Genomic DNA, 21271 nt, shown 5'->3' with positions numbered 1-21271 from the left:
TTATCATCATTAATATGATAATTTGGCAATCTTATTTTATCTTTAGCACTAAAGTTTTGGAGTATGTTGTCCCATAAATTAATGCTGGATGAGGTAGAGGAGGATTATCAATTACTTGCAATACATTGTTCTTTAGAAGAGTATAAAGTTGCATATCTTATTAATAAGCATCTACAGATAAGTTTTAAACGGGCTGCCCACGACCTTGATTTTAACCACGGGAATGTTCAGGCATTGTACCCTCTTTATCTTTTTAAGGAACCTGCTCAATACAGGACCTATTACCTTATTAAAAATAAATATAAAGGTCCGGTAAAAAAAGTTGTGAGTTCAGGTTCGCTTTTTTCTGAAGAGGATATTTCCCCACAACTTACATATCTTATTCCTGAGTACCGGGATGTAGATTACTTTTTAAAAATTGAAGAAGATATGGATGAGGAGCGCTTACAGGATATGACCGGGCGCATTGCTTCCATTCCAAATATCGTAACAACATATATAGTTGATCATAATCAACTTAAATCAAAAAATAATTTAATTTTAGAATAATGCCTATAAATAAAAGAACCAAGATCGTTGCCACCTTAGGACCCGCAACCAGCACCAAAGCTGTTTTAAAGGACATGCTGGATGCCGGTGTGAATGTGTTCAGGATCAATTTTTCCCACGCCAACTATGATGATGTAAAGGAAAGGATCCAGATGATCCGGGAGTTAAATGAAGAATTTGGCTATACGGCAGCCATATTGGGAGATCTACAGGGCCCAAAGCTTCGGGTTGGGGTGATGAAGGAGGAAGTGATCGTTAATCCCGGTGATAAGATTGTTTTTGCTACAGGCAAGGAGTTCAAGGGAACTGCCTCGCGCGTGTATATGAATTACGAAACTTTTCCCCAGGATGTACAAAAGGGAGAACGTATTTTACTTGATGACGGGAAGCTAATATTTGAAATAGTAAGCACCAATAAGGTTGATGAAGTTGTAACTAAGGTAATACAGGGAGGCCCTTTAAAATCTAAAAAAGGCGTGAACCTTCCCAATACTAATATCTCATTGCCTGCCTTAACGGAAAAAGATATCGCTGATGCTATCTTTGCATGTGAGCAAAAGGTAGATTGGATGGCACTGTCCTTCGTTAGAAATGAAAATGATCTTATCCTGCTTCAGGATCTTATTAAGCAGCATAGTGAACATAAGATTCCTATTATATCCAAAATTGAAAAGCCTGAAGGAGTTAAAAATATTGACAAAATTGTAGCCTATTGCGACGGATTAATGGTTGCACGTGGAGATCTGGGAGTTGAGATACCTGCCCACGAGGTACCGCTTATCCAGAAACAATTGGTACTAACCGCCAAAAAAGCACGTATTCCTATTATTATCGCTACCCAAATGATGGAGACGATGATAACAAGTTTAACTCCAACCCGGGCTGAAGTAAATGATGTTGCCAATTCTATTATGGATGGGGCAGATGCAGTAATGTTAAGCGGTGAAACCTCTGTTGGGAATTATCCCGTACAGGTGGTTGAAAAAATAACCCAGATCATTAAGGCAGTCGAAAATTCGCCCCTCATCAAGGTGCCGCACGATCCGCCCCACATTCGTACCAAAAGATATATTACCAAGGCAATTTGTTATCATGCCGCCACTATGGCCAATGAAATTAAGGCCCAGGCTATTTGTACCCTTACAAACAGTGGTTATACGGCTTTCCAGATCTCGGCCTGGAGACCGGTTTCAAACATTCTGGTATTTACCTCCAACCGCAGGATCCTTTCTCAATTGAGTTTGCTGTGGGGAGTTAAGGCTTTCTTTTATGACAAGTACTCCACTACAGATGAAACTATTGAGGACATCAATAAAATAGCGCAGGATGCGGGCTACGTGGAGCATGGCGATTATGTAATCAACCTGGCAGCAATGCCCATTGCCAATAAGGGGATGGTAAATACGCTTAGAGTTACAGAGATAGAATAACATTTTTAGAATACACTTGATAAGCCACGTCTCATAATCCTGAGACGTGGTTTTTTATTTTATCAAAATTCAAATCGCAGCTGTACAGCAATTTCTTTTTCTTCGGTTTTCCCCTGTATATCAGCGGTATTTAAATTTGAAAGTGTAATACCAAGAAGCCTAACAGATTCTTTCATTTTTTCCTGAAAGAGCAACTCCCGGGCAATATCCTGGATCAGCTTTTTTGAGGAGATGTAGTATGGAATTGTTTTGCTTCGGGTATGTAAGGTAAAATCACTGTACTTTATTTTTAAGGTAATGGTTTTCCCCGCCACCTTGTTTTTTTTCAGCCTTCGTTCAATTTCTTCCGCAATATTTTCCAGCCGTTCCAGCATAAATATTTCAGAAGAGATATTGGTATCAAAGGTTCTTTCTGCACCAAGGGATTTCCTTATCCTGTTAGGTTTTACCTCGCTGCTGTGGTTTCCTCTTACTACCTGGTAATAATAGGGTCCGCTTTTTCCAAAATTCTCAGTAAGGAATTCTTCCGTTTTTAATTTAAGGTCGGCCCCCTTAAAAATACCCAGTTGGTACATTTTCTCGGCGGTCACCTTTCCCACTCCATGAAATTTCCTTATCTCCAGTTTTTCAAGAAACTCTTCAACTTCTTCCGGATTTACGGTTTTTTGCCCGTTAGGTTTATTAATGTCACTGGCCACTTTGGCTATGAATTTATTAATTGAAATCCCTGCCGAGGCATTTAACCCTGTCTTTTCTTTAATTTTTTGCCGAATCTCTTTGGCGATCAAGGTGGCACTGGGATTTCCTTTTTTGTTGATGGTAACATCCAGGTAAGCCTCATCAAGGGAAAGGGGTTCCACCAGATCTGTATACTCCAGAAAAATTTCCCTTATCTGGTTGGAAACTTCCCTGTAACGTTCAAATCGCGGTTTTACAAAAATTAAATGAGGACAATTGCGTTTGGCAATAACACTGCTCATCGCGCTCCTCACCCCAAACTTACGGGCTTCATAACTTGCCGCTGCTACTACACCTCTTTCCTCACTTCCGCCAACAGCTATAGCTTTATTCAAAAGTTCAGGATTGTCCAGTTGTTCTACTGAAGCATAAAAGGCATCCATATCTATATGAATGATCTTGCGTAAAACAACGGAATCCTGCATACAGCAAATTTAATGAAACTTAGTTTTATTCAGCCTTTCCTTTTTTCAAACAAAGGTGCTGGGAAAGCCTCATTTCAATTGTTTGTTTTAAAAAATCTCATAAGATCTCTTTTTCGTACATATTTAAAATTGAGATCAAACACCTATCTTTATATAAACCCCGGTATGCTTAATTTTCAAAAAGCGAACTTTTTAAACAAGGATATGAAAACAGCAATATTATTAGGAGCAACCGGCCTCACCGGCGGAATTTTACTTCAGAAATTATTAAAAGATCCTGCTTATGGAAAAGTGGTCCTTTTTTCAAGATCATCGGTTGCGGTTAAAGATGAAAAAATAGAAGAACATCTTATTGACTTGTTTAAGCTGGAAGAATATGGGGAACTTTTTAATGCCGATGTGGTTTTTTGCTGTATTGGAACTACCAAAAGTAAAACGCCAGATGAGGATACTTATCGTAAAATAGATTATGGAATCCCGGTAGCTGCCGCTAAGCTTTGTAATGAGAATGGAATTGAAACATTTGAAGTGATCTCTTCAATGGGTTCCAGCCCCGGCAGCAAGGTTTTTTATAACAGGATCAAAGGGGAAATGGAAGAAGCTGTTCTTGCTCAAAACATTACTAACACGTACATATTCCAGCCTTCTCTTATTGCCGGGGACAGGGTGGAAAAACGGTTTTTTGAAAATCTCGCCAAAAATGCCTTGAAAGTTCTTAATTTCGTCCTGGTTGGACCCCTGAAAAAATACAGGTCCATTCACCCCGAAATTATTGCCCGGGCAATGATACAGGTAGATAAACATGGATTTAAACACACCAGGATCCAATCAAACGAAATAAGGGAAATAGCTGAAAAATCTTAATACTCCATAATTTTTGATGATTGAAATTGAACGCAAATTCCTTGTTAAGTCTTCCGATTTTAAAACCGGTTCATATCAACAAACCAGGATAATACAGGGCTTTTTAAACACAGATCCTGAAAGGACTGTGCGTGTTAGGATCAATGGTAAACACGCTTTTATAACAATTAAAGGTATTTCTTCAAAAAACGGATTGAGCAGGTTTGAATGGGAAAAGGAAATTCCTGTGGTTGAAGCAGAAGTCCTGCTGGATTTATGCGAACCCGGAAAAATAGAAAAAGTGAGGTACCTGGTAAAAAATGATAACCACACTTTTGAGGTCGATGAATTTTTTGGAAAAAACCTGGGTCTTATCATTGCCGAAATCGAATTGAATAAAGAAGATGAGATTTTTGTAAAACCCTCCTGGCTTGGAGAGGAGGTTACCGGAGATGTGCGGTATTATAATTCTCAATTAAGTAAAGATCCTTATATTAACTGGAAAAAAGATTTGGAATGAAAAGATTATCGCTGTTAATTGGTTTGATGCTGCTTATTGTATCTTGTGAGCAGCCAATAGAAAAAGTGCGGGGTATCCCGGCCGAAGCCAGGGTGAAGACAGAGGCTCCCAACGCTAAATCCATAGCCGATGAGCTTAATAAAAAAGGTTATAAAACATTTTTGTATGAAGAAGGTGATACCACCTATTTAATGCAGCAATATTTTATTGTATTTCTTAAAAAAGGAACCAACCGCTCTCAGGATTCGGCTACTGCAGCCAAGCTCCAGGAGCAACATATGGCGCATCTTGAAAGGATGTATGTAGAAGGCTACTCAAGCCTTACAGGACCTATGGGAGACGATGGGGATATAAGAGGGATTGTGGTGTATAATACTCCCACACAAAAGGAGGCAGACAGCCTCGCGAGATTGGATCCAATGGTACAGGCAGGAAGACTGGAAGTTGAAGTTCGCCCCTGGTGGACCGCTAAAGGAGGGAAATTAAATTAAAATAAATAAACAATATGCAGGTAAAACATACAGAAAACGATGGCTCAGGAGATTTCACCGCACTCATCGAAGGCAGAGAGGCGGGTAAGATGACGTATACTTCTGCCGGGGAAAATAAATTTAGTTTAGATCATACAGAAGTTATTTCAACATATAAAGGAAAAGGAGTAGGGAAAGAATTGCTTAAAAGCGCTGCTGAATATGCACGGAATAATAATTATAAGATTGTACCTGTATGCTCGTATGCCAAAACACTAATGGAAAGATCGTCAGATTATGATGATGTTTTAAATTAGTTACTATTAAGGAGAATCCAAAGGATCAACCCTCTGAATATAAAAACTGCCTCTGATCTTATCTCAGAGGCAGTTTTTATATACAATTTGTAGTAATTATTTAGCTTTTTCGTTCTCTTTATAAATTCCCATAGTCAACTCCCCATTTTTGTTCATTGCAGCCCGATACATCCCTGCCGAGTTGAATTCCATGGCAATATTTCCTTTATTGTCTATGGCAATAATTCCGCCTTCCCCGCCTAATTCCGTTAATTTATCCTGTACTACCGCCTGTGCCGCCTCCTCAAGGCTCATTTTCTTATATTCCATCATTGCTGAAATATCATAAGCGACCACTCCACGAATAAAGTATTCTCCCCATCCTGTGGCAGATACCGCACAAGTTGCATTATTGGCATAAGTTCCTGCTCCTATTATTGGAACATCTCCAATTCGGTTCCATTTTTTATTGGTCATTCCTCCTGTTGAGGTCCCGGCCGCAAGATTTCCGTTCTTATCCAGCGCCACCGCTCCAACGGTTCCATATTTGGAATCTTTGATAAAGGGATCTACAAATGCCGATTTTCCGGCGTTGTGATCCAGTTCAGTTGTTTCAGTTTCCTTAATCCTTTCAAGTGCTTTAAACCTCGCCTCTGTGTGAAAATAAGCAGGTTCAACAAGTTCCAGCCCCTGTTCCTCAGCAAACTGCTCTGCACCCTTCCCTGCAAGGAAAACGTGAGGGGATTTTGACATTACCCGGTAAGCAAGATTAATGGGATTTTTAACCGTAGTTACTCCTGCTACGGCACCAGCTTTTAAAGTTTCGCCATCCATAATAGAGGCATCCAGTTCATTCTTTCCCTCGTTTGTAAATACTGCTCCCTTCCCTGCATTAAACAAAGGATGGTCTTCCATTACATTAATTGTACGCTGTACAGCCTCCAGGGAGGTACCCCCTTCAGCAAGTATTTGATGTCCTACCCTTATCGCTTCTTCAAGAACAGCTTTGTATTCTATTTCCAGGGAATCGGTCATGTTTTCTTTTAAAATTGTCCCGGCACCGCCATGAATTACGATCCCAAAATTATCTCCTTCCACTTTGTCTGAAACAGGAACCTCTCCGGTTTCCCCCAAAGGTTTTTTATCAACTGTAGATTGGTTACATGCCATTAACGAGACGAAGGTAAGCAGTAGTAGTAATTTTTTCATTTGCTGTTATTTGAGATTAGGACATAGAAAGATAAAAGTAATAAATAAAAAAATGAATACCGGTTGAAAAATGTGTTTAAGTATGCCTGTAATTTACCGGTGATTATTCCATACCTGAGAGTTTCAAAACATTTTAAGAACCTTCGGGACATTGTAGGTGATAATGCTTAAATTTATAAAATTCTAAAAAAATCGAGGATGCCAATAGATAAACCTTTCAATCTCAATAAGTGGATAGAACAAAACCGAGATCTTTTAAAGCCGCCGGTTGGAAATAAAAATATTTACAGAGAATCAAATGATTATATAGTGATGGTAGTTGGTGGGCCTAATGCCCGGAAAGATTACCACTATAATGAGACCGAGGAGTTATTTTATCAACTGGAAGGGAACATAAAGGTCCATATTCAGGAAAACGGATTAAAAAGAACAATGGAACTGGGTCCGGGAGATATGTACCTGCATCCGGGAAAAGTACCGCATTCGCCCGAAAGGGAGGAGGGCTCAATAGGTATTGTAATTGAGCGAAAAAGAGTTGGATTGGAAGGAATGGACGGTTTGCTTTGGTATTGTGATAATTGCAATAATAAATTATATGAGGTCTTCTTTCCCCTGGATAATATCGAAACCGATTTCCTGGCTCATTTTAAAAAGTTTTATCAAAGTGAAGAATTAAGAACCTGCCAGAATTGCGGGACGGTAATGCCCGCCGATCCCAAATTTATAGCAGAAGTACAAAACGATTAAATTTTAGTATTTTCGCGATAAACAAACAACAAAACAGCATAAAACAGAGAATAAATGAGTGAAATTACCCAAAAATTTGGAATTAAACAAGCCCTGGAAGCCCTGGGAATTGAAGATATCAATGAAGGAACATCCACCGGTGCAAATTTCTTTGGAAGCGGGGAAATTATTGAATCATATTCCCCCGTTGATGGTGCCCTTATAGGAAAGGTAAGATCTACCACCAGGGAAGATTATGAGAAGGTCATGAGTGCCGCTACAGAAGGTTTTAAAACCTGGAAAGTAATGCCGGCACCTCAAAGGGGAGAGATCGTTAGAAAATTCAATGATGAACTGCGAAGGCTTAAGGAGCCTCTGGGAAAACTCGTTTCTTATGAAATGGGAAAATCTTATCAGGAAGGTTTAGGCGAGGTTCAGGAAATGATAGATATATGTGATTTTGCAGTAGGATTGTCCCGGCAGTTACATGGTTTGACGATGCATTCAGAACGGCCCGGGCATAGAATGTATGAACAATATCATCCATTGGGAGTGGTTGGTATCATTTCAGCATTTAATTTTCCGGTTGCTGTATGGTCATGGAATACAGCACTTGCGTGGGTATGTGGAGATGCATGTGTTTGGAAAGGATCTGAGAAAACCCCGGTTACCTCTGTAGCTTGCCAAAAGATCGCCGCTAAAGTGTTTGCTGAAAATGGAGTGCCTGAAGGAATTTCCTGTCTTGTTTCAGGAGATTACAAAGTTGGGGAAATGATGACCAATGATGAAAGAATTCCTCTTATCTCTGCTACTGGTTCTACAAGAATGGGAAAAATCGTAGCCTCTAAAGTAGCGGAAAGACTTGGAAAGACGCTGCTTGAGCTTGGTGGAAATAATGCGATAATAGTTACACCCGATGCCGATATAAAAATGACGGTTATTGGGGCTGTATTTGGGGCAGTGGGTACTGCCGGCCAGCGATGCACCTCTACCCGCAGACTCATCATACATGAATCTATGTATGATAAAGTAAAAGATGCTGTGGTTGCTGCATATAAACAATTAAGGATAGGTAACCCTCTTGATGAAAAGAATCATGTAGGGCCATTGATAGATAAAGACGCTGTTAAGAATTACCAGGCTGCGCTTGATAAAGTGGTGAAAGAGGGCGGAAAGATCATCGTAGAAGGAGGAGTCCTGGAGGGTGAAGGTTATGAAAGCGGATGTTATGTAAAACCCGCGATTGCTGAAGCAGAAAACAGCTATGAGATTGTTCAGCACGAAACTTTCGCTCCTGTGCTTTACCTGCTAAAGTATTCAGGAAATATCGAAGATGCCCTCGAGATCCAAAACGGGGTAAGACAAGGATTATCTTCGGCTATTATGACCAATAACCTTCGGGAGGCAGAACACTTTCTTTCTGTGCAGGGATCAGATTGCGGAATCGCAAATGTGAACATAGGAACCAGCGGAGCAGAGATAGGCGGCGCATTTGGAGGTGAAAAGGATACAGGTGGCGGCCGTGAATCTGGTTCTGATGCCTGGAAGATCTATATGAGGAGACAAACCAATACGATCAATTATACTACTGAATTGCCTCTTGCGCAGGGTATAAAATTTGATCTTTAAGAAGATTAAAAGCTTCAACTTTAATTTATAAGATAAGCCCACATCACCAATGTGGGCTTTTTTGTTTAACAGCTATACGGTTATAATTTCTGATTCTTCCAGCAAAGATTCCTGGCGCAATTTCAAAATTACCTGAGCAATGGCGACTACGTCTTTTTCGCAGTAATTTACAATCCTTCCAATACCATGGTCTATGTAAAATACATCCCTCACTTCACTCCCATCTATATCTTCTTTGGGAGAAGGAATTCCAAGAACATTGGTGAGGAGCTTAAGGGAAGTATAATGTTTGTAATCCCCAAATTTCCATAATTCCAAGGTATCCAGGTGTGGTACCTCCCAGGGTTTTTTTCCGAAGAGATCCAGTTTACCGGGTAAAGGAAGATTATGGATCATGCACCGGCGGGCTATATAAGGAAAGTCAAATTCCTTACCGTTATGAGCACAAAGTAAATGATGAGGCTTGTAAAAGTGGGATTCAAGCAATTCAGAGAAATCCAGAAGGATCTTTTCTTCAGCCCCCTTGAAAGTGGTAACCCTAAACGTTCTTACCCCGTTTTTAAACTTAAAAAATCCCACAGAGATACAAATTATCTTCCCGAATTCGGCCCAAATGCCGGCCCGGTCATAGAACTCTTCAGGAGTGAAATCCTCCTTTCGCTGATATTTGGATTTCTCCTCCCATAACTTCTTTTTTTCTTCGGTAAGATCGTTGAAGTTCTTTTCTTCCGGTACGGTTTCGATATCAAGGAAGAGAATATGTTCCAAATTAAGTTTTCTAATCATTACCCAGCATTTTATAGGTTTCTTCAATATAAATGAAAAAATCTGGGGAATGCTCCTCTTCATCGTTACGTTTAATAAGCTTTTGCCCAAGCCGCACAATTATGAGATCATCTTCAGGTATTACAATAACATACTGGCCAAGAACTCCCCGCATGTAAAAGATCTCTTTTCCATTATACTCACTAAGCCAAAAACCGTAACCATATTGTGGAGAGGCTTCAAATCGAGGTTTTATTGCGGTTGCCACGAAAGCAGAATCCAGAATCTGTGTATTATTCCATTTGCCGTATTCCTTAAAAAGCTTTCCGAATTTCGCAAAATCCCTGGCGTTTGAGGCAATACAGCAAAAAGCTTTTTCCATTCCACTTTCATCACTGTCCAATTGCCAAAGCGCATCTCCACTCATCCCCATAGGTTTCCAGAAACTTTCGCTTAAATAGGAAGAAAGATCTTTTTGAGTGGCCTTTTCAATTACAAGACCCAGAAGAATGGTATTCCCGCTAAGATATTCAAACTCTTTGCCCGGCTCGCTTATGATTCTGAGATCCCGCGCTATTTTCCTAATGTCATTATCAAAATACACCCGTGCTGTAACCGAAAACGGATTGTAATAATTTTCTTCCCAGTTAAGCCCTGAAGCCATAGAGGACAGGTCTCCCACAGTTAATGCCGGAAAATCCGGATTTTCAAATTCGGGGAAAAAATCTGTTACCGGTTGATCCAGATCTTTAATATATCCATCTTTGATAGCTTTTCCCAGCAGTGCCGTGGTAATGGATTTTCCCATTGAAAAGGAGTTGGTAAGAGAACTTTTATCATACCCTTCTGTATAATTCTCATACCAGATACTATCATTTTTAATGATCATAAAAGCAACTGTGCCAAGGTCTCTATTGGTTTGCTCCAGCCTTTTTGTAGGAGCTGCGCTATTATACATTTTATGAGATGGCCAGGGCTGAGGTTGTTCCCCCGCCGGAATAACCCGGTTTGAAAATTCCGGATGATCATCAATATACGCGGTGGTATGGCCTTTAAAATAAACCACACTAAGCCCGCGCAGAATATATTCATAATTAAAAATATACAGTAGCAAAATGGCCACAAGGAGCAGGCCCGCTATTAACCCCAGTATTCTTACAAGTGTTTTCATATCTTCTTTAAAATTAAGAAAATTAACAATGCGGTTGTATGGGAAGATGGCTTAAAGTGCGAGTAAAAGCTAGAACAAACTTTGTTGTACCGGTGGAAATTCATGGTCCAGTAACCATTTTTTTCGCCAAAGACCTCCGGCATAACCGGTGAGGGAACCATCACTGCCAATCACCCTGTGACAGGGGACCACAATCCACAGTGGGTTTTTTCCATTTGCAGCCGCCACGGCTCTTATGGCTTTAACATCACCTAGCTTTTTAGATAGCTCGAGGTAAGATTGTGTTTTTCCATAGGGAATCTGGGTGAGATTGTTCCATACCGATTTTTGAAATGGAGTGCCTTCCGGATTCAATTTCAAATTGAATTCCTGTAATTCTCCGTTAAAATATGCCTTCAATTGTTGTACCGCCGGTAGTAGAACAGCAGGTATTTCAGTGCTTTCTGAACGGTATTCATCAAGGATCCTAATAGAAGATATCCCACTTTCACAGCCTGATATTTCGGCGGTGCCCAGAGGGGTTTTAAACAGACTGGTTACCTTCATCTATATCAATATCATCCCGTTTTACAAGCCCAATCTTTTTTGCCCGTTTTTCCCAGTTCTTTCGGGCCAAAACCTGCATATCTTCAATATCATCACTTTCATCCATAATTTCGAGCCCCAGTAAAGTTTCTATAATATCTTCCATGGTTACCAACCCAAGGTTGTTTCCATATTCATCTATTACAATCGCAATATGATTCTTTCGCTGGATAAAGATCTCAAAAAGTTCAGGAATGGGGGTTTTGGGCCTGGTAATGAAGATTTCCCGTCTTAAGATTGACAGGGGCTCATCCCCTCTGTTATTTATAAGTTCTTCCAATACATCATCCTTAAGTATAAAACCGGTAATGTTATTTGGTTTATTCTTATAAATGGGTATTCGGGAAAATTGAAGATTTTTATGGGTATTATGAAAGTGCTCAATGGTAGTAGCTTCATTCTCTATCACCGAAACCGAAAATGGGGTCATCACATCTTTCGCCAGTACCGATTTAAAAACCAGGATATTTTTGATCACGGTAGTTTCACTTTCTTCAAAAACGCCTTCTTCCCCGGCTGTATCAGATAGGGCTATAAACTCTTCCCTGCTCATGGTGCTAACGTGTGCCGATTTCCCAATCAATTTGGTGGTTAATAACATAAGCCAGAGGATTCCGGTATATTTTAAGGGAAAGATCATAAGCTTTAAGGTAGTGGCTGTAAATTTCCCCAGGGACTGCCAGTATGTAGCACCAATTGTCTTGGGTATAATTTCAGAAAGTACCAGGATGGCAATGGTCATCACAGCCGAAACGATTCCTACCGCCCCACCGCCGTCACCAAAAACTTTTTCAGATTGTACCCCAACCATTATAGCCCCAACTGTATGGGCAACGGTATTAACTGTTAATATTGCAATTAAGGGTTTATCTATGTCTTTTTTTAAATTGGTTAACGTGTGAGCATATGCTTTTCCTTCCTTTACTTTCAGTTTAATAAAACCCGGGGTAAAACTTAGCAGGGCAGCTTCAAGGATAGAACATAAAAAGGAGAAAAATATTGATATAATAGCATAAAAGAGAAGTAATCCCATGGGTTAAAATCATATTAGAAACTCTAAATTAAATAATATTAGGTCAAATAAGTAAAAAACTATATTAAAGCTTTTAAATTAAACAGGAGTTCTACTTTTCAGTAAAACTCCTATTTAGCAATCTAAGAAATCTTATCAGGTCGGAATGTTAGACCTTATTAATCTGTCCCATTTATTGGCAAGGAACATTTGAGTTTCCACATTATAGCTTGTATCATCATCTTCATCATAAAAAACAATTTCGGCAGCATTTTCTTTAGAGTTTTTTTGTAAAAGATCGAGACTTATGTGGGTTATTGCCGGGTCTCCCTTGGTTCCGTTTACCTGTGGAAGTCCCTTTTTAGAAACGTGGCTCACCTTTACCGCGTTTAGGTCAATGATGTTGTACTGCATATTGTTTAAAGGTTCTACTACCACAAGTTTTTTGGCCCTGGAATCAAGTCCTAATAGCAGTGAATTGGTGAGCTCAAACTCGTTGAGCTCAAGTTGATGTTGATTGCTTATGTTCTTCAGGTTCTTTAACCTGTTCTTGTCCTGATTGTTTTGTTTAAGGATCATATACATAATTGGTCCCACGAAAAGTAACATTAATAGAACGCCAATGGCGATTGAAGATGTGTCCATTTTTAAAAGTGATTTAGTGTTATTATTAATATTCAGGCAGTTCTGTTCCCCGGGAAGTTCTTATACAGAAATCACCGGAATGTTAAAAAATGCCCTGTTTTGTTGATCTGATTTTAAGCAGAATCAATCACCAAAAAAAATGAAAAGGAAAGATCTGATGTTTGAGTGCGCTTCTCCTATCCTGAAGATAATCTGAAGAAAATGCGCCTGTTTCATCATATTGTTGTGCAACGCCGGTAGAAAATTCAAAAAGGCCGGCGCCGGTAAAATTGTTTTTTACAGTATCCTGAAGTGGGGAATTAATCTGAAATTCCTGAAAAATGAACCCCTGCCTGTTTTGATCTTCCTGAAGGTAATCATAATCCCGGGAGCTTAGATCTATTGAAGAAGTAGGATATGAGAGGGCAACTCCGCTAAATGCATTGAAAAATGCAAGCAGCAAAAGCGGAAACATTTTATTAAATACCCTGTTTTTCACAGTTCAAATGTACATAGAAAGTTGACACAGCGATGAAATTCCCTCTTAATTTTTGAAGACGGTTTAGTTTATTAGAAAAAAAAGATAATAGGCCAAAATGAATGTTTACCGGTTCAGGAATTTTACTGCATCCTTTGCAAAATAACTGGCGATTATGTTTGCGCCTGCCCTTTTAATTGCGGTCAATTGCTCCATCATAACGGCATCGTGATCCAGCCACCCCTTTTCTGAAGCTGCTTTGATCATGGCGTATTCTCCGCTCACCTGATATACCGCCACCGGTACATTCACCACATTTTTTATATCACGCACAATATCCAGGTAACACAATCCCGGTTTTACCATCACAATATCTGCTCCTTCTTCAACATCCATAAAGGTTTCTTTAATAGCTTCATCGCGGTTGGCAGGATCCATCTGGTAGGTTTTCTTATCCCCAAATCCGGGGGCGGAATCCAAAGCATCCCTGAATGGGCCGTAAAGTGCAGATGCATATTTGGCGCTGTAGCTCATGATTCCTGTATCGTGGAAACCTTCATCTTCCAGCAAACTTCTTATTTCAAAGATCCTCCCGTCCATCATATCGCTTGGCGCCACAAAATCGGCACCTGCTTTGGCGTGGGAAAGGGACATTTCGGCAAGGATCAGGCTGGTATCATCGTTTAGGATCTTTCCGTTGGCAACTACCCCATCATGACCGAATGAAGAATAAGGGTCCAGGGCAATATCTGTCATAACAAGCATTTCCGGAACTGCATTTTTCACGGTTTTTACTGCTCTTTGCATCAAGCCTTCAGCATTTAATGCTTCCGTTCCAGCATTGTCCTTAAGATTGTCTGCCACCTTGACGAATAATAATACAGATCTTAATCCCAAACTCCATAATTCCTTTACCTCTTTTTCCAAAAGGTCCAGACTAAACCTGAAATAATTTGGCATCGAGGAAATCTCTTCTTTTATATTTTTACCATCAACCACAAACAAAGGCACCAAAAAATCATTGGGGCTTAAAATGGTTTCCCTCACCAGGGAACGAATAGATTCATTGGTTCGTAATCTTCTGTTTCTTCTTAGTGGGTACATAATGTCTTCTGTTTTTTAATCAATTTGTGTTTCCCAACCATCATATTCTCCCTCTATATTTTCTGGCTGTTGATTGAAATTCTTCAGTGTCAAAATTGATGAAATCTAAATTTAATTTTTCGTTTCGCTCAACAATCAAAAGTAATTTTTCTTTTGAGGTTTTTCTTGTTAATTCCTTAAAATGCGTTGAAAAACCTATTTGGCTCATGTGAATTTCAAACTTTAGCAAATCCTCTTTTTCCCGAAAGTAAAACCAGTGAGTTATGGGACGTTTTTTTGTCAACCTTCCTCCATAAGTCTTAAAGAGTTTTATCACTATTCTATTCACATATTTCATTTAATTTTCCTTGAAAGTGTGATTGGGATTATAGGAAATTCTATAGAGTTCCAGAATCCGGGAATATTCTTCTTTAAAAGTGAGTTTGTGATGATGCTCTTCCTGCTGTTCTATATAGCGTATGACTCGGCTAAGCTGGGAATGCCCATAGGAAAAGGCACCAAATCCCTTTTGCCATTCAAATTTTACGGCTGTCCATCTTTTTTCGTTGATAAAACGTGAGGAATTTGATTTTACGTCCCTCACCAGGTCGGATAAAGATTTATTAGGTTTAAGGCCAATCAAAATATGAATATGATCGGGCATTCCGTTGATGGCAATTAATTTCTGTTGTTCGTTAGTTACAATTCCGGTAATATATTTATACAATTCCTGCTTTTTATTGTTAGGAATTAAATTTGCCCTCCCTTTTACCGCAAAGATTATTTGAATATATATTTGAGAATAGGTGTCGGCCATTATCAGGAAATTTTCCGCTCTTTCAAAGCAATCGGATATATAAGATAATTATAAATTTCGAAATATCTTTTCAGTCTATTTAAAAGACTAGGTTTTTGGGGAGTATGTCGGTTTATAAATAAATATGCCGCTCCTCCGGAGCTATAAATACATCACACCTGCTTCGCTATAAATATTTCGCTCCTCCGGAGCTTCTTTTGGAATATTCCATTTTTTATAAGTATGCCGCTCCTGAGGAGCTCAAAAAACCCAATATAATTTCTTACTAAATTAAGCCTGCGCAAGTTGAATTATTTTTGATTCATCTAAAGAATCTAGCCTCAGAGAGGCGTCATATTTCTAGGAATTTTGTTGCAAAAGAAAGAAGAGCTCCAGCGGAGCGGCATATTTATTAACAGTACCAATATTATTTGGTGGTAAAAAAAACTGAACAAGGCAAAATGCAAATTATAAATATCTCATTCCACCCAATTTTTTGGGTTTTTTAAAACTTTGAGCAGATCCTCTTCTTTGCTGCCGGGGGCGGGCTGGTGATCATACACCCATTGTACATGTGGAGGAAGGCTCATTAAAATACTTTCTATCCTTCCGTTGGTTTTTAAACCGAAAAGGGTTCCTTTATCGTGAACAAGGTTAAATTCAACATACCGGCCCCGGCGTATTTCCTGCCAGTTCCTGTTTTCTGTTGAATAATTTAAATTTTTTCGTCTTTCTACAATGGGAACGTATGCCTCCAGGAAACTATTTCCTACTGTGGTTACAAAATCATACCATTGCTCAATATTTCTTTGTTCTGAAGCTTTACAGTAATCAAAGAATAATCCGCCAATTCCCCTGGCCTCATTGCGATGACTGTTCCAGAAATATTCGTCACACTGTTTCTTGAATCTGGCATAAAACTGGGGGTCGTGAGCATCACAAGCTCTTTTACATATCTGGTGAAAATGGGTAGCATCCTCCTCGAACAAGTAATAAGGTGTAAGATCCTGCCCCCCTCCAAACCATTGATCTATAACATTCCCGGTTTTATCATACATCTCAAAATATCGCCAGTTTGCATGAACTGTGGGGACCATTGGATTTACAGGGTGAAGCACCAGGCTAAGGCCACAGGCAAAAAAATCTACTTCTCCCACCTTGAAATATTGCTGCATGGCCGGGGGAAGTGGCCCGTGGACTGCTGAAATATTAACACCGCCTTTTTCAAATACAGCCCCGTTCTCAATAACCCGGGTTCTTCCGCCCCCGCCTTCTTCCCTTTCCCACAGGTCTTCCCTGAATTTTGCTTTCCCGTCAATTTTTTCAAGCCCTGAAGTAATGCTGTCCTGTAATTGCTGAATGTAACTGTAGAATTTGTCCTTCATAACTTACTTTTCACGGGATTCTATAAATATCAGTTGGGTTTCCCTGTTTTGCAGCTGTGATATGTGATCTATCTTTACAGCTTCTCTCATTTTTTGATCTAATAACTCCCCGGAATTCCTTTTATCGTAAAAGCTATCTTTAAATATTTCCCTTCCAATCCGGTTATTATGCAAATCCATTGCTTTCTCCAACGGCAAATTGGGGGACAGTTCTTCATGGAGATCTGTAATCTTTCGGGCCCAGTTAATTGTTTTTTCCACATTTCCGGTAACCTTAAAGCATTCCTCGCAGATCAATAAATTCCAAAGCGCATGCCTGTATGCGTTCGTGAGGTCGTTGGAATGGTGCAATTCCCCGTAACGCACATTGCAATTTTTGAGGGTGTTTTTTGTTGCCCTCAGCGTTGGCAAAAAATATTGGGGTGAGAAAATGAATATTCCGGTTAAACTAACTATTTCACGGAATTTCAAATTTTTTATAACCCCAAAAAATTTCATTATCTAGCGTGGTCTGTATTCTTTAACCGCTTCTATAAAGGCTTTGGCATTTTCAACAGGAATATCAGGTAAAATTCCGTGGCCCAGATTAACAATATAGCGGTCTTTTCCAAATTCATCTATCATTTGATGCACCATCTTCTTTATTTCTGCAGGAGGTGAATAAAGCCGGGCAGGATCAAAATTTCCCTGCAGGGTTATTTCCCCACCGCTTAAGTACCTAGCATTTCTGGGAGAACATGTCCAGTCTACTCCCAAAGCAGAGGCGCCGGACCGTGCCATATCATTTAATGCAAACCAGCATCCTTTTCCAAATACAATTACCGGGATCTCATCCTTAAGGGCATCTACGATTTGCTGAATGTAGTTGAAGGAAAAGATGGGATAATCTGTAGGGGAAAGCATACCTCCCCAGGAATCAAAGATCTGTATCGCATCTACCCCGGCAGCAACTTTTGCTTTCAGATAGGCAATAGTGGTATCTGTGATCTTTTGTAATAAAGCATGCGCTGCTACAGGATTTGTAAAACAGAATTTTTTTGCGATATCAAAATTCTTGGAACCCTGCCCTTGTACAGCATAACAAAGGATGGTCCACGGGGAACCGGCAAATCCTATTAAAGGCACTTCGTTGTTAAGTTCTTTTTTGGTCATTTTTACTGCATCGAGCACATAACCAAGCGTCTCTTCAATATTGGGAACAATCACTTTTTCAACATCGGCCCCGGTCCTTATGGGATTTGGAAGCCATGGGCCTAATCCCGGTTTCATTTCTACCTCTATGTTCATAGCCTGCGGCACCACAAGAATATCGCTGAAAAGAATCGCAGCATCTGGTCCAATCTGGCGTATTGGCATTACAGTTATTTCAGTAGCAAGTTCAGGGGTACGGCATCTTGTAAAGAAATCGTATTTATCCTTTAACTTCATAAAATCGGGAAGGTATCTACCTGCCTGACGCATCATCCACACCGGCGGACGTTCTACCGTTTCTCCATTAAGGGCTTTTAAAAAAAGATCATTATTAATCATACTTTAAATTTTTTAACCACCTGAACCAATACATTTTCAATACTTGGCCGGGTGGCAATAATTATATTATCTGTATACTTTTTGGCTTCTGCGGCAGTAGTTGTTCCAATACAAAATGCCACAGAGCTCGAAGTTTCATTTTTCATTATATAACTTTGAACAGCGCTGGGACTAAAGAAAAGAATCCCATCGAATTCCTGATCAAAAGCTTTCGGGTCCAGATGTGTTCTATATACCTCGATTTCCCTGAAATTAATATTATTTTTCTTTAAACTTAAAGGTATATCATCCATTCGCTTATCTCCACAAAAAAATGTGTAAACTCTTTCCCGATAGTTTTCCAATAATTTTACAGCAAGTTCCTTTCCGTAATCAGCTGTTTCAAGGAGATTGTATCCATTTTCATTTAGAAGGGACGCTGTTTTTTCGCCTACGCAAAAAACATTATCAATTTGGATATTTCGGCGTATGATCGCTTTTGCTGTATTCCTGCTGGTTATTATGGCATTCTGGATAATATCTTCACACCTAAAATCTAATGATTCTATTTTAATGGCATTATACTCTACTAATCCTATACCGGCATTAAGCAATAGATTTTTTTGAGCCGGAGAAAGCATTTTGGTAGAGAGTATGGTTTGCATGAAAGATCAATTTAAAACCTGCTTAATCTCTTTCATTAGATCTTCCCCGCCATTATTCAAAATTTCCAGGGCCCAATCTCTTCCAAAATTGTGCGTATTTTCCAAAGAAACCGTTTTTTCAACCTGAACGTTTTGCCGCCCGTCCAAACTAAACAATGCACCTTTGAAATGCAAGGTTTTTTCCTTTACAATGGCAAGTGCGCCTATTGGGGCGGTACAACCACCTTCAAGAACGCGCAGAAATTCTCTTTCAACGTGAACACAGGTTTCGGTTTCCACATGATTTAGGGGCGATAATGCCTCCAAACAATAAGGATCATTTTTCATGGCTACCACCAGCATAGCTCCCTGTGCAGGAGCCGGGATCATCCAATCAAGAGATAAATGATTACTTGGCGTGAGATTTATGCGTTCCAGGCCGGCAGCGGCAAAAATTGCCCCACCCCAGTCACTGCTTTCCAGTTTTTTTAATCGCGTGTTAACATTCCCGCGAAGGTCAACCACTTTATGGTGAGGGTATTTATGCAGCCATTGCGCTTTTCTTCTAAGGCTTCCGGTGGCAATTGTTCCATCACCTTTAAGAAAGTCCAGGCCCTTGTGAAGTAAAATATCGGCAGAATTTGCTCTTTTTAATATTGCAGCTTCAACTATTCCTTTTGGAAGGGCGGTGGGAACATCCTTCATGGAATGCACCGCTATATCTATTTTCCCCGTGATCATAGCAATATCCAGGGTTTTTGTGAAAATCCCTGTTATTCCCATTTCATAGAGGGGTTGGTCAAGATTGAGATCACCTTCAGATTTAACCGGAACCAGCACCGCGGTATGACCCAGATTTTCCAGGGCAGCCTTTACAGTATTTGCCTGCCATAGTGCCAATTCACTATCGCGCGTCCCAATTCTTATTGTTTTTGTCATTTGTAGGTATCTTCCAGTTGAAAGACCCGTTGGATAAGTTCCAGGCTTTCATCTGTAGTATTGGAATCATCTTTAAGGTGATTGGCAAAATGATTCATAATTTTTTGAATGATCCTGTTGCTCACGATCTCTGCCTGCTCATCATTAAAATTTGCGATCTTGCGACGTTGAAAATCAATTTCATTGTCCTTCATGGTCTTGAGCTTCTTTTTCAGGGCTTTGATGGTAGGAGCAAATTTGCGGGTTTCCAGCCACTTATTGAACTCTCCTTCAACTTCGGCAATGATCTCAAGTGCCTTTGGAATAAATTGCTTCCTTCTTTCCAGAGTTTCATCTGTCATTTGAGCCAGTTGATCCAAATGCAGTAATTTCACATTATCCATTTCAGCCACATCATCTGCCACATTCTTTGGAATAGAAAGATCCAGGATGAGAAGATTACGTTTAGAATAGATCAATTCTTTATTAATGGTAGGATTTTGAGCACCGGTTGCCACAATAAGTATATCGGTTTCCCGTATCTCAGATTGCAGGTCGGCATAATCCTTCACCCTTAAATTGAATTTTCCCGCAATCTTTTCGGCTTTGTCCTTGGTGCGGTTTATAAGGGTTATATGAGTGTTCTTGGTATGCTTGATAAGGTTTTCACAGGTATTACGGCCTATTTTCCCTGTCCCGAAGAGAAGAATGTTCTTGTTGGTAACATCTTCTACTTCTCTTAATATATATTGAACAGAGGCAAAACTAACAGATGTAGCACCAGAAGAGATCTGGGTTTCATTCTTAATACGTTTGCTTGCCTGGATAACTGCATTTACAAGGCGTTCCATGAAAGGGTTGGCTACCCCGGCTTGTTTGGCGAGTACAAAACCTCTTTTTAACTGACTAATGATCTCAAAATCCCCCAGGATCTGGCTGTCAAGACCTGTACCTACCCTGAATAAATGGGAGATCGCCTCCTTGTTCTTATAAACATAGGCTACCTTTTCAAATTCTTCAACCGTACCGTGGGTATGCTCGCAAAGTAATTTGATAAGTTGAAAGGGATGCTGTGCAAATCCAAAAAGTTCGGTTCTGTTACAGGTAGAAGTTACCAAAAGGCCATCTATGCCTTCTTCTCTTGCCTGGTTTAAAAGGTTTTTCTTGCCATCTTCAGTTAAACTAAAGTGACCGCGTATAGCAGCATCAGCTTTTTTATAGCTAAGGCCAATTGTATAGAAATGTTTTCCTCTGGAGATATTATAATTTTCCATGAACCTGTTTGGGTAATCTGTGGACAAAAGTATGATAATGATATTTTAAAATATAACGCTCAAAGTACTAAATGTGTCGTTTCCTGATATTAATCATACAATCTCGAATTTTCTTTGTAAAAATGGCTACTTTTGTTGTATATGAAGCGCTCGTATTGAATTAATTTAGACTGCTTCTAAATAAAAGCCGGA

General features: G+C 39.7%; 25 protein-coding genes. 8 read left to right on the top strand and 17 right to left on the bottom strand.

What is annotated here, in order from left to right; translation table 11 throughout:
* Positions 1 to 63 precede the first annotated feature (63 nt).
* A complete protein-coding gene (locus FK178_RS11910) occupies positions 64 to 549 on the top strand; it encodes an IPExxxVDY family protein (protein WP_146835389.1) in 486 nt (161 codons plus the stop codon).
* Positions 549 to 1979, top strand: a complete 1431-nt coding sequence (gene pyk, locus FK178_RS11905) for a pyruvate kinase (protein ID WP_146835385.1) — start codon at positions 549 to 551, stop codon at positions 1977 to 1979. Before FK178_RS11910 ends, pyk begins: the two co-directional genes overlap by 1 nt.
* A gap of 62 nt (positions 1980 to 2041) precedes the next feature.
* On the opposite strand, the gene dinB is transcribed toward pyk, so the two are convergent.
* Positions 2042 to 3142: a DNA polymerase IV gene (gene dinB, locus FK178_RS11900; protein WP_146835382.1), complete on the bottom strand. Its 1101-nt coding sequence runs from the start codon at positions 3140 to 3142 to the stop codon at positions 2042 to 2044.
* 204 nt (positions 3143 to 3346) lie between these two features.
* Between dinB and FK178_RS11895 the strand changes: the two genes are divergently transcribed.
* The 4 genes from FK178_RS11895 to FK178_RS11880 are packed head-to-tail and all read left to right on the top strand — an operon-like array spanning position 3347 to position 5292.
* Positions 3347 to 4006, top strand: a complete 660-nt coding sequence (locus tag FK178_RS11895; protein WP_146835379.1) for an NAD(P)H-binding protein — start codon at positions 3347 to 3349, stop codon at positions 4004 to 4006.
* Between the two features lie 16 nt (positions 4007 to 4022).
* Entirely contained in the window at positions 4023 to 4505 is a 483-nt protein-coding gene (locus FK178_RS11890) for a CYTH domain-containing protein (protein WP_205677185.1), read from the top strand.
* The gene (locus tag FK178_RS11885; protein ID WP_146835373.1) at positions 4502 to 4996 is read left to right on the top strand and encodes a YciI family protein; all 495 of its coding nucleotides are present in this window, start codon (positions 4502 to 4504) and stop codon (positions 4994 to 4996) included. The genes FK178_RS11890 and FK178_RS11885 overlap by 4 nt, the downstream gene beginning before the upstream one ends.
* A gap of 14 nt (positions 4997 to 5010) precedes the next feature.
* Positions 5011 to 5292, top strand: a complete 282-nt coding sequence (locus FK178_RS11880; protein ID WP_146835370.1) for a GNAT family N-acetyltransferase — start codon at positions 5011 to 5013, stop codon at positions 5290 to 5292.
* Between the two features lie 96 nt (positions 5293 to 5388).
* Here the strand turns inward: FK178_RS11880 and FK178_RS11875 are convergent, their stop codons facing one another.
* Positions 5389 to 6480, bottom strand: coding sequence for an isoaspartyl peptidase/L-asparaginase family protein (locus FK178_RS11875; RefSeq protein ID WP_146835368.1), 1092 nt, complete (start codon positions 6478 to 6480; stop codon positions 5389 to 5391).
* A 198-nt stretch (positions 6481 to 6678) separates the two neighbouring features.
* Between FK178_RS11875 and FK178_RS11870 the strand changes: the two genes are divergently transcribed.
* Positions 6679 to 7227 (top strand): 3-hydroxyanthranilate 3,4-dioxygenase, encoded by a 549-nt coding sequence (locus FK178_RS11870; protein ID WP_146835365.1) that lies wholly within the window; start codon positions 6679 to 6681, stop codon positions 7225 to 7227.
* Positions 7228 to 7281: 54 nt separating this feature from the next.
* Positions 7282 to 8835, top strand: coding sequence for an L-piperidine-6-carboxylate dehydrogenase (amaB, locus tag FK178_RS11865; RefSeq protein WP_146835362.1), 1554 nt, complete (start codon positions 7282 to 7284; stop codon positions 8833 to 8835).
* A 72-nt stretch (positions 8836 to 8907) separates the two neighbouring features.
* Here amaB and FK178_RS11860 read toward each other — a convergent pair whose 3' ends face one another.
* The 15 genes from FK178_RS11860 to hemA all read right to left on the bottom strand — a co-directional run bounded on the left by FK178_RS11860 (position 8908) and on the right by hemA (position 21079).
* The gene (locus FK178_RS11860; RefSeq protein WP_146835359.1) at positions 8908 to 9621 is read right to left on the bottom strand and encodes a 3'-5' exonuclease; all 714 of its coding nucleotides are present in this window, start codon (positions 9619 to 9621) and stop codon (positions 8908 to 8910) included.
* Positions 9614 to 10771, bottom strand: coding sequence for a serine hydrolase domain-containing protein (locus FK178_RS11855; RefSeq protein WP_146835356.1), 1158 nt, complete (start codon positions 10769 to 10771; stop codon positions 9614 to 9616). The genes FK178_RS11860 and FK178_RS11855 overlap by 8 nt, the downstream gene beginning before the upstream one ends.
* Positions 10772 to 10840: 69 nt before the next feature.
* Entirely contained in the window at positions 10841 to 11317 is a 477-nt protein-coding gene (locus FK178_RS11850) for a methylated-DNA--[protein]-cysteine S-methyltransferase (protein WP_146835352.1), read from the bottom strand.
* The gene (locus FK178_RS11845) at positions 11295 to 12389 is read right to left on the bottom strand and encodes a CNNM domain-containing protein (RefSeq protein ID WP_146835349.1); all 1095 of its coding nucleotides are present in this window, start codon (positions 12387 to 12389) and stop codon (positions 11295 to 11297) included. Before FK178_RS11845 ends, FK178_RS11850 begins: the two co-directional genes overlap by 23 nt.
* 135 nt (positions 12390 to 12524) lie before the next feature.
* Positions 12525 to 13013, bottom strand: coding sequence for a hypothetical protein (locus FK178_RS11840; RefSeq protein WP_146835346.1), 489 nt, complete (start codon positions 13011 to 13013; stop codon positions 12525 to 12527).
* Positions 13014 to 13140: 127 nt separating this feature from the next.
* Positions 13141 to 13467 carry a hypothetical protein gene (locus FK178_RS11835; protein ID WP_146835343.1) on the bottom strand — a complete coding sequence of 109 codons (327 nt, stop codon included), beginning with the start codon at positions 13465 to 13467 and terminating at the stop codon, positions 13141 to 13143.
* Between the two features lie 129 nt (positions 13468 to 13596).
* The gene (hemB, locus tag FK178_RS11830) at positions 13597 to 14574 is read right to left on the bottom strand and encodes a porphobilinogen synthase (protein WP_146835340.1); all 978 of its coding nucleotides are present in this window, start codon (positions 14572 to 14574) and stop codon (positions 13597 to 13599) included.
* Between the two features lie 40 nt (positions 14575 to 14614).
* A complete protein-coding gene (locus tag FK178_RS11825) occupies positions 14615 to 14902 on the bottom strand; it encodes a ribonuclease E inhibitor RraB (protein ID WP_168194591.1) in 288 nt (95 codons plus the stop codon).
* Positions 14903 to 14911: 9 nt separating this feature from the next.
* The gene (tnpA, locus tag FK178_RS11820) at positions 14912 to 15370 is read right to left on the bottom strand and encodes an IS200/IS605 family transposase (RefSeq protein ID WP_146835335.1); all 459 of its coding nucleotides are present in this window, start codon (positions 15368 to 15370) and stop codon (positions 14912 to 14914) included.
* Positions 15371 to 15828: 458 nt separating this feature from the next.
* Complete coding sequence (gene hemF / locus FK178_RS11815) at positions 15829 to 16734, bottom strand: oxygen-dependent coproporphyrinogen oxidase (RefSeq protein WP_146835331.1); 906 nt, start codon at positions 16732 to 16734, stop codon at positions 15829 to 15831.
* Positions 16735 to 16737: 3 nt separating this feature from the next.
* Positions 16738 to 17205: a DUF6973 domain-containing protein gene (locus FK178_RS11810; RefSeq protein ID WP_146835328.1), complete on the bottom strand. Its 468-nt coding sequence runs from the start codon at positions 17203 to 17205 to the stop codon at positions 16738 to 16740.
* A gap of 30 nt (positions 17206 to 17235) precedes the next feature.
* Positions 17236 to 18264, bottom strand: a complete 1029-nt coding sequence (gene hemE, locus FK178_RS11805) for a uroporphyrinogen decarboxylase (protein WP_146835325.1) — start codon at positions 18262 to 18264, stop codon at positions 17236 to 17238.
* The gene (locus FK178_RS11800) at positions 18261 to 18908 is read right to left on the bottom strand and encodes a uroporphyrinogen-III synthase (protein ID WP_146835322.1); all 648 of its coding nucleotides are present in this window, start codon (positions 18906 to 18908) and stop codon (positions 18261 to 18263) included. The genes hemE and FK178_RS11800 overlap by 4 nt, the downstream gene beginning before the upstream one ends.
* 6 nt (positions 18909 to 18914) lie before the next feature.
* A complete protein-coding gene (gene hemC, locus FK178_RS11795; RefSeq protein WP_146835319.1) occupies positions 18915 to 19826 on the bottom strand; it encodes a hydroxymethylbilane synthase in 912 nt (303 codons plus the stop codon).
* Positions 19823 to 21079 (bottom strand): glutamyl-tRNA reductase, encoded by a 1257-nt coding sequence (gene hemA, locus FK178_RS11790; RefSeq protein WP_146837632.1) that lies wholly within the window; start codon positions 21077 to 21079, stop codon positions 19823 to 19825. The genes hemC and hemA overlap by 4 nt, the downstream gene beginning before the upstream one ends.
* Between the last annotated feature and the right edge of the window lie 192 nt (positions 21080 to 21271).

This window comes from Antarcticibacterium arcticum (assembly GCF_007993795.1).
GTDB classification, from domain to species: Bacteria; Bacteroidota; Bacteroidia; order Flavobacteriales; family Flavobacteriaceae; genus Gillisia; species Gillisia arctica.
Note: the sequence above shows the minus strand (reverse complement) of the source record. Positions and strands in the feature narration are given on the sequence as shown.

Bases quoted from the DNA above. Each gene is read 5' to 3' on its own strand.
- FK178_RS11910 (WP_146835389.1), top strand. From the start codon at position 64: ATGTTGTCCCATAAATTAATGCTGGATGAGGTAGAGGAGGATTATCAA.
- pyk (WP_146835385.1), top strand. From the start codon at position 549: ATGCCTATAAATAAAAGAACCAAGATCGTTGCCACCTTAGGACCCGCA.
- dinB (WP_146835382.1), bottom strand. From the start codon at position 3,142: ATGCAGGATTCCGTTGTTTTACGCAAGATCATTCATATAGATATGGAT.
- FK178_RS11895 (WP_146835379.1), top strand. From the start codon at position 3,347: ATGAAAACAGCAATATTATTAGGAGCAACCGGCCTCACCGGCGGAATT.
- FK178_RS11890 (WP_205677185.1), top strand. From the start codon at position 4,023: ATGATTGAAATTGAACGCAAATTCCTTGTTAAGTCTTCCGATTTTAAA.
- FK178_RS11885 (WP_146835373.1), top strand. From the start codon at position 4,502: ATGAAAAGATTATCGCTGTTAATTGGTTTGATGCTGCTTATTGTATCT.
- FK178_RS11880 (WP_146835370.1), top strand. From the start codon at position 5,011: ATGCAGGTAAAACATACAGAAAACGATGGCTCAGGAGATTTCACCGCA.
- FK178_RS11875 (WP_146835368.1), bottom strand. From the start codon at position 6,480: ATGAAAAAATTACTACTACTGCTTACCTTCGTCTCGTTAATGGCATGT.
- FK178_RS11870 (WP_146835365.1), top strand. From the start codon at position 6,679: ATGCCAATAGATAAACCTTTCAATCTCAATAAGTGGATAGAACAAAAC.
- amaB (WP_146835362.1), top strand. From the start codon at position 7,282: ATGAGTGAAATTACCCAAAAATTTGGAATTAAACAAGCCCTGGAAGCC.
- FK178_RS11860 (WP_146835359.1), bottom strand. From the start codon at position 9,621: ATGATTAGAAAACTTAATTTGGAACATATTCTCTTCCTTGATATCGAA.
- FK178_RS11855 (WP_146835356.1), bottom strand. From the start codon at position 10,771: ATGAAAACACTTGTAAGAATACTGGGGTTAATAGCGGGCCTGCTCCTT.
- FK178_RS11850 (WP_146835352.1), bottom strand. From the start codon at position 11,317: ATGAAGGTAACCAGTCTGTTTAAAACCCCTCTGGGCACCGCCGAAATA.
- FK178_RS11845 (WP_146835349.1), bottom strand. From the start codon at position 12,389: ATGGGATTACTTCTCTTTTATGCTATTATATCAATATTTTTCTCCTTT.
- FK178_RS11840 (WP_146835346.1), bottom strand. From the start codon at position 13,013: ATGGACACATCTTCAATCGCCATTGGCGTTCTATTAATGTTACTTTTC.
- FK178_RS11835 (WP_146835343.1), bottom strand. From the start codon at position 13,467: ATGTTTCCGCTTTTGCTGCTTGCATTTTTCAATGCATTTAGCGGAGTT.
- hemB (WP_146835340.1), bottom strand. From the start codon at position 14,574: ATGTACCCACTAAGAAGAAACAGAAGATTACGAACCAATGAATCTATT.
- tnpA (WP_146835335.1), bottom strand. From the start codon at position 15,370: ATGGCCGACACCTATTCTCAAATATATATTCAAATAATCTTTGCGGTA.
- hemF (WP_146835331.1), bottom strand. From the start codon at position 16,734: ATGAAGGACAAATTCTACAGTTACATTCAGCAATTACAGGACAGCATT.
- hemE (WP_146835325.1), bottom strand. From the start codon at position 18,264: ATGATTAATAATGATCTTTTTTTAAAAGCCCTTAATGGAGAAACGGTA.
- FK178_RS11800 (WP_146835322.1), bottom strand. From the start codon at position 18,908: ATGCAAACCATACTCTCTACCAAAATGCTTTCTCCGGCTCAAAAAAAT.
- hemC (WP_146835319.1), bottom strand. From the start codon at position 19,826: ATGACAAAAACAATAAGAATTGGGACGCGCGATAGTGAATTGGCACTA.
- hemA (WP_146837632.1), bottom strand. From the start codon at position 21,079: ATGGAAAATTATAATATCTCCAGAGGAAAACATTTCTATACAATTGGC.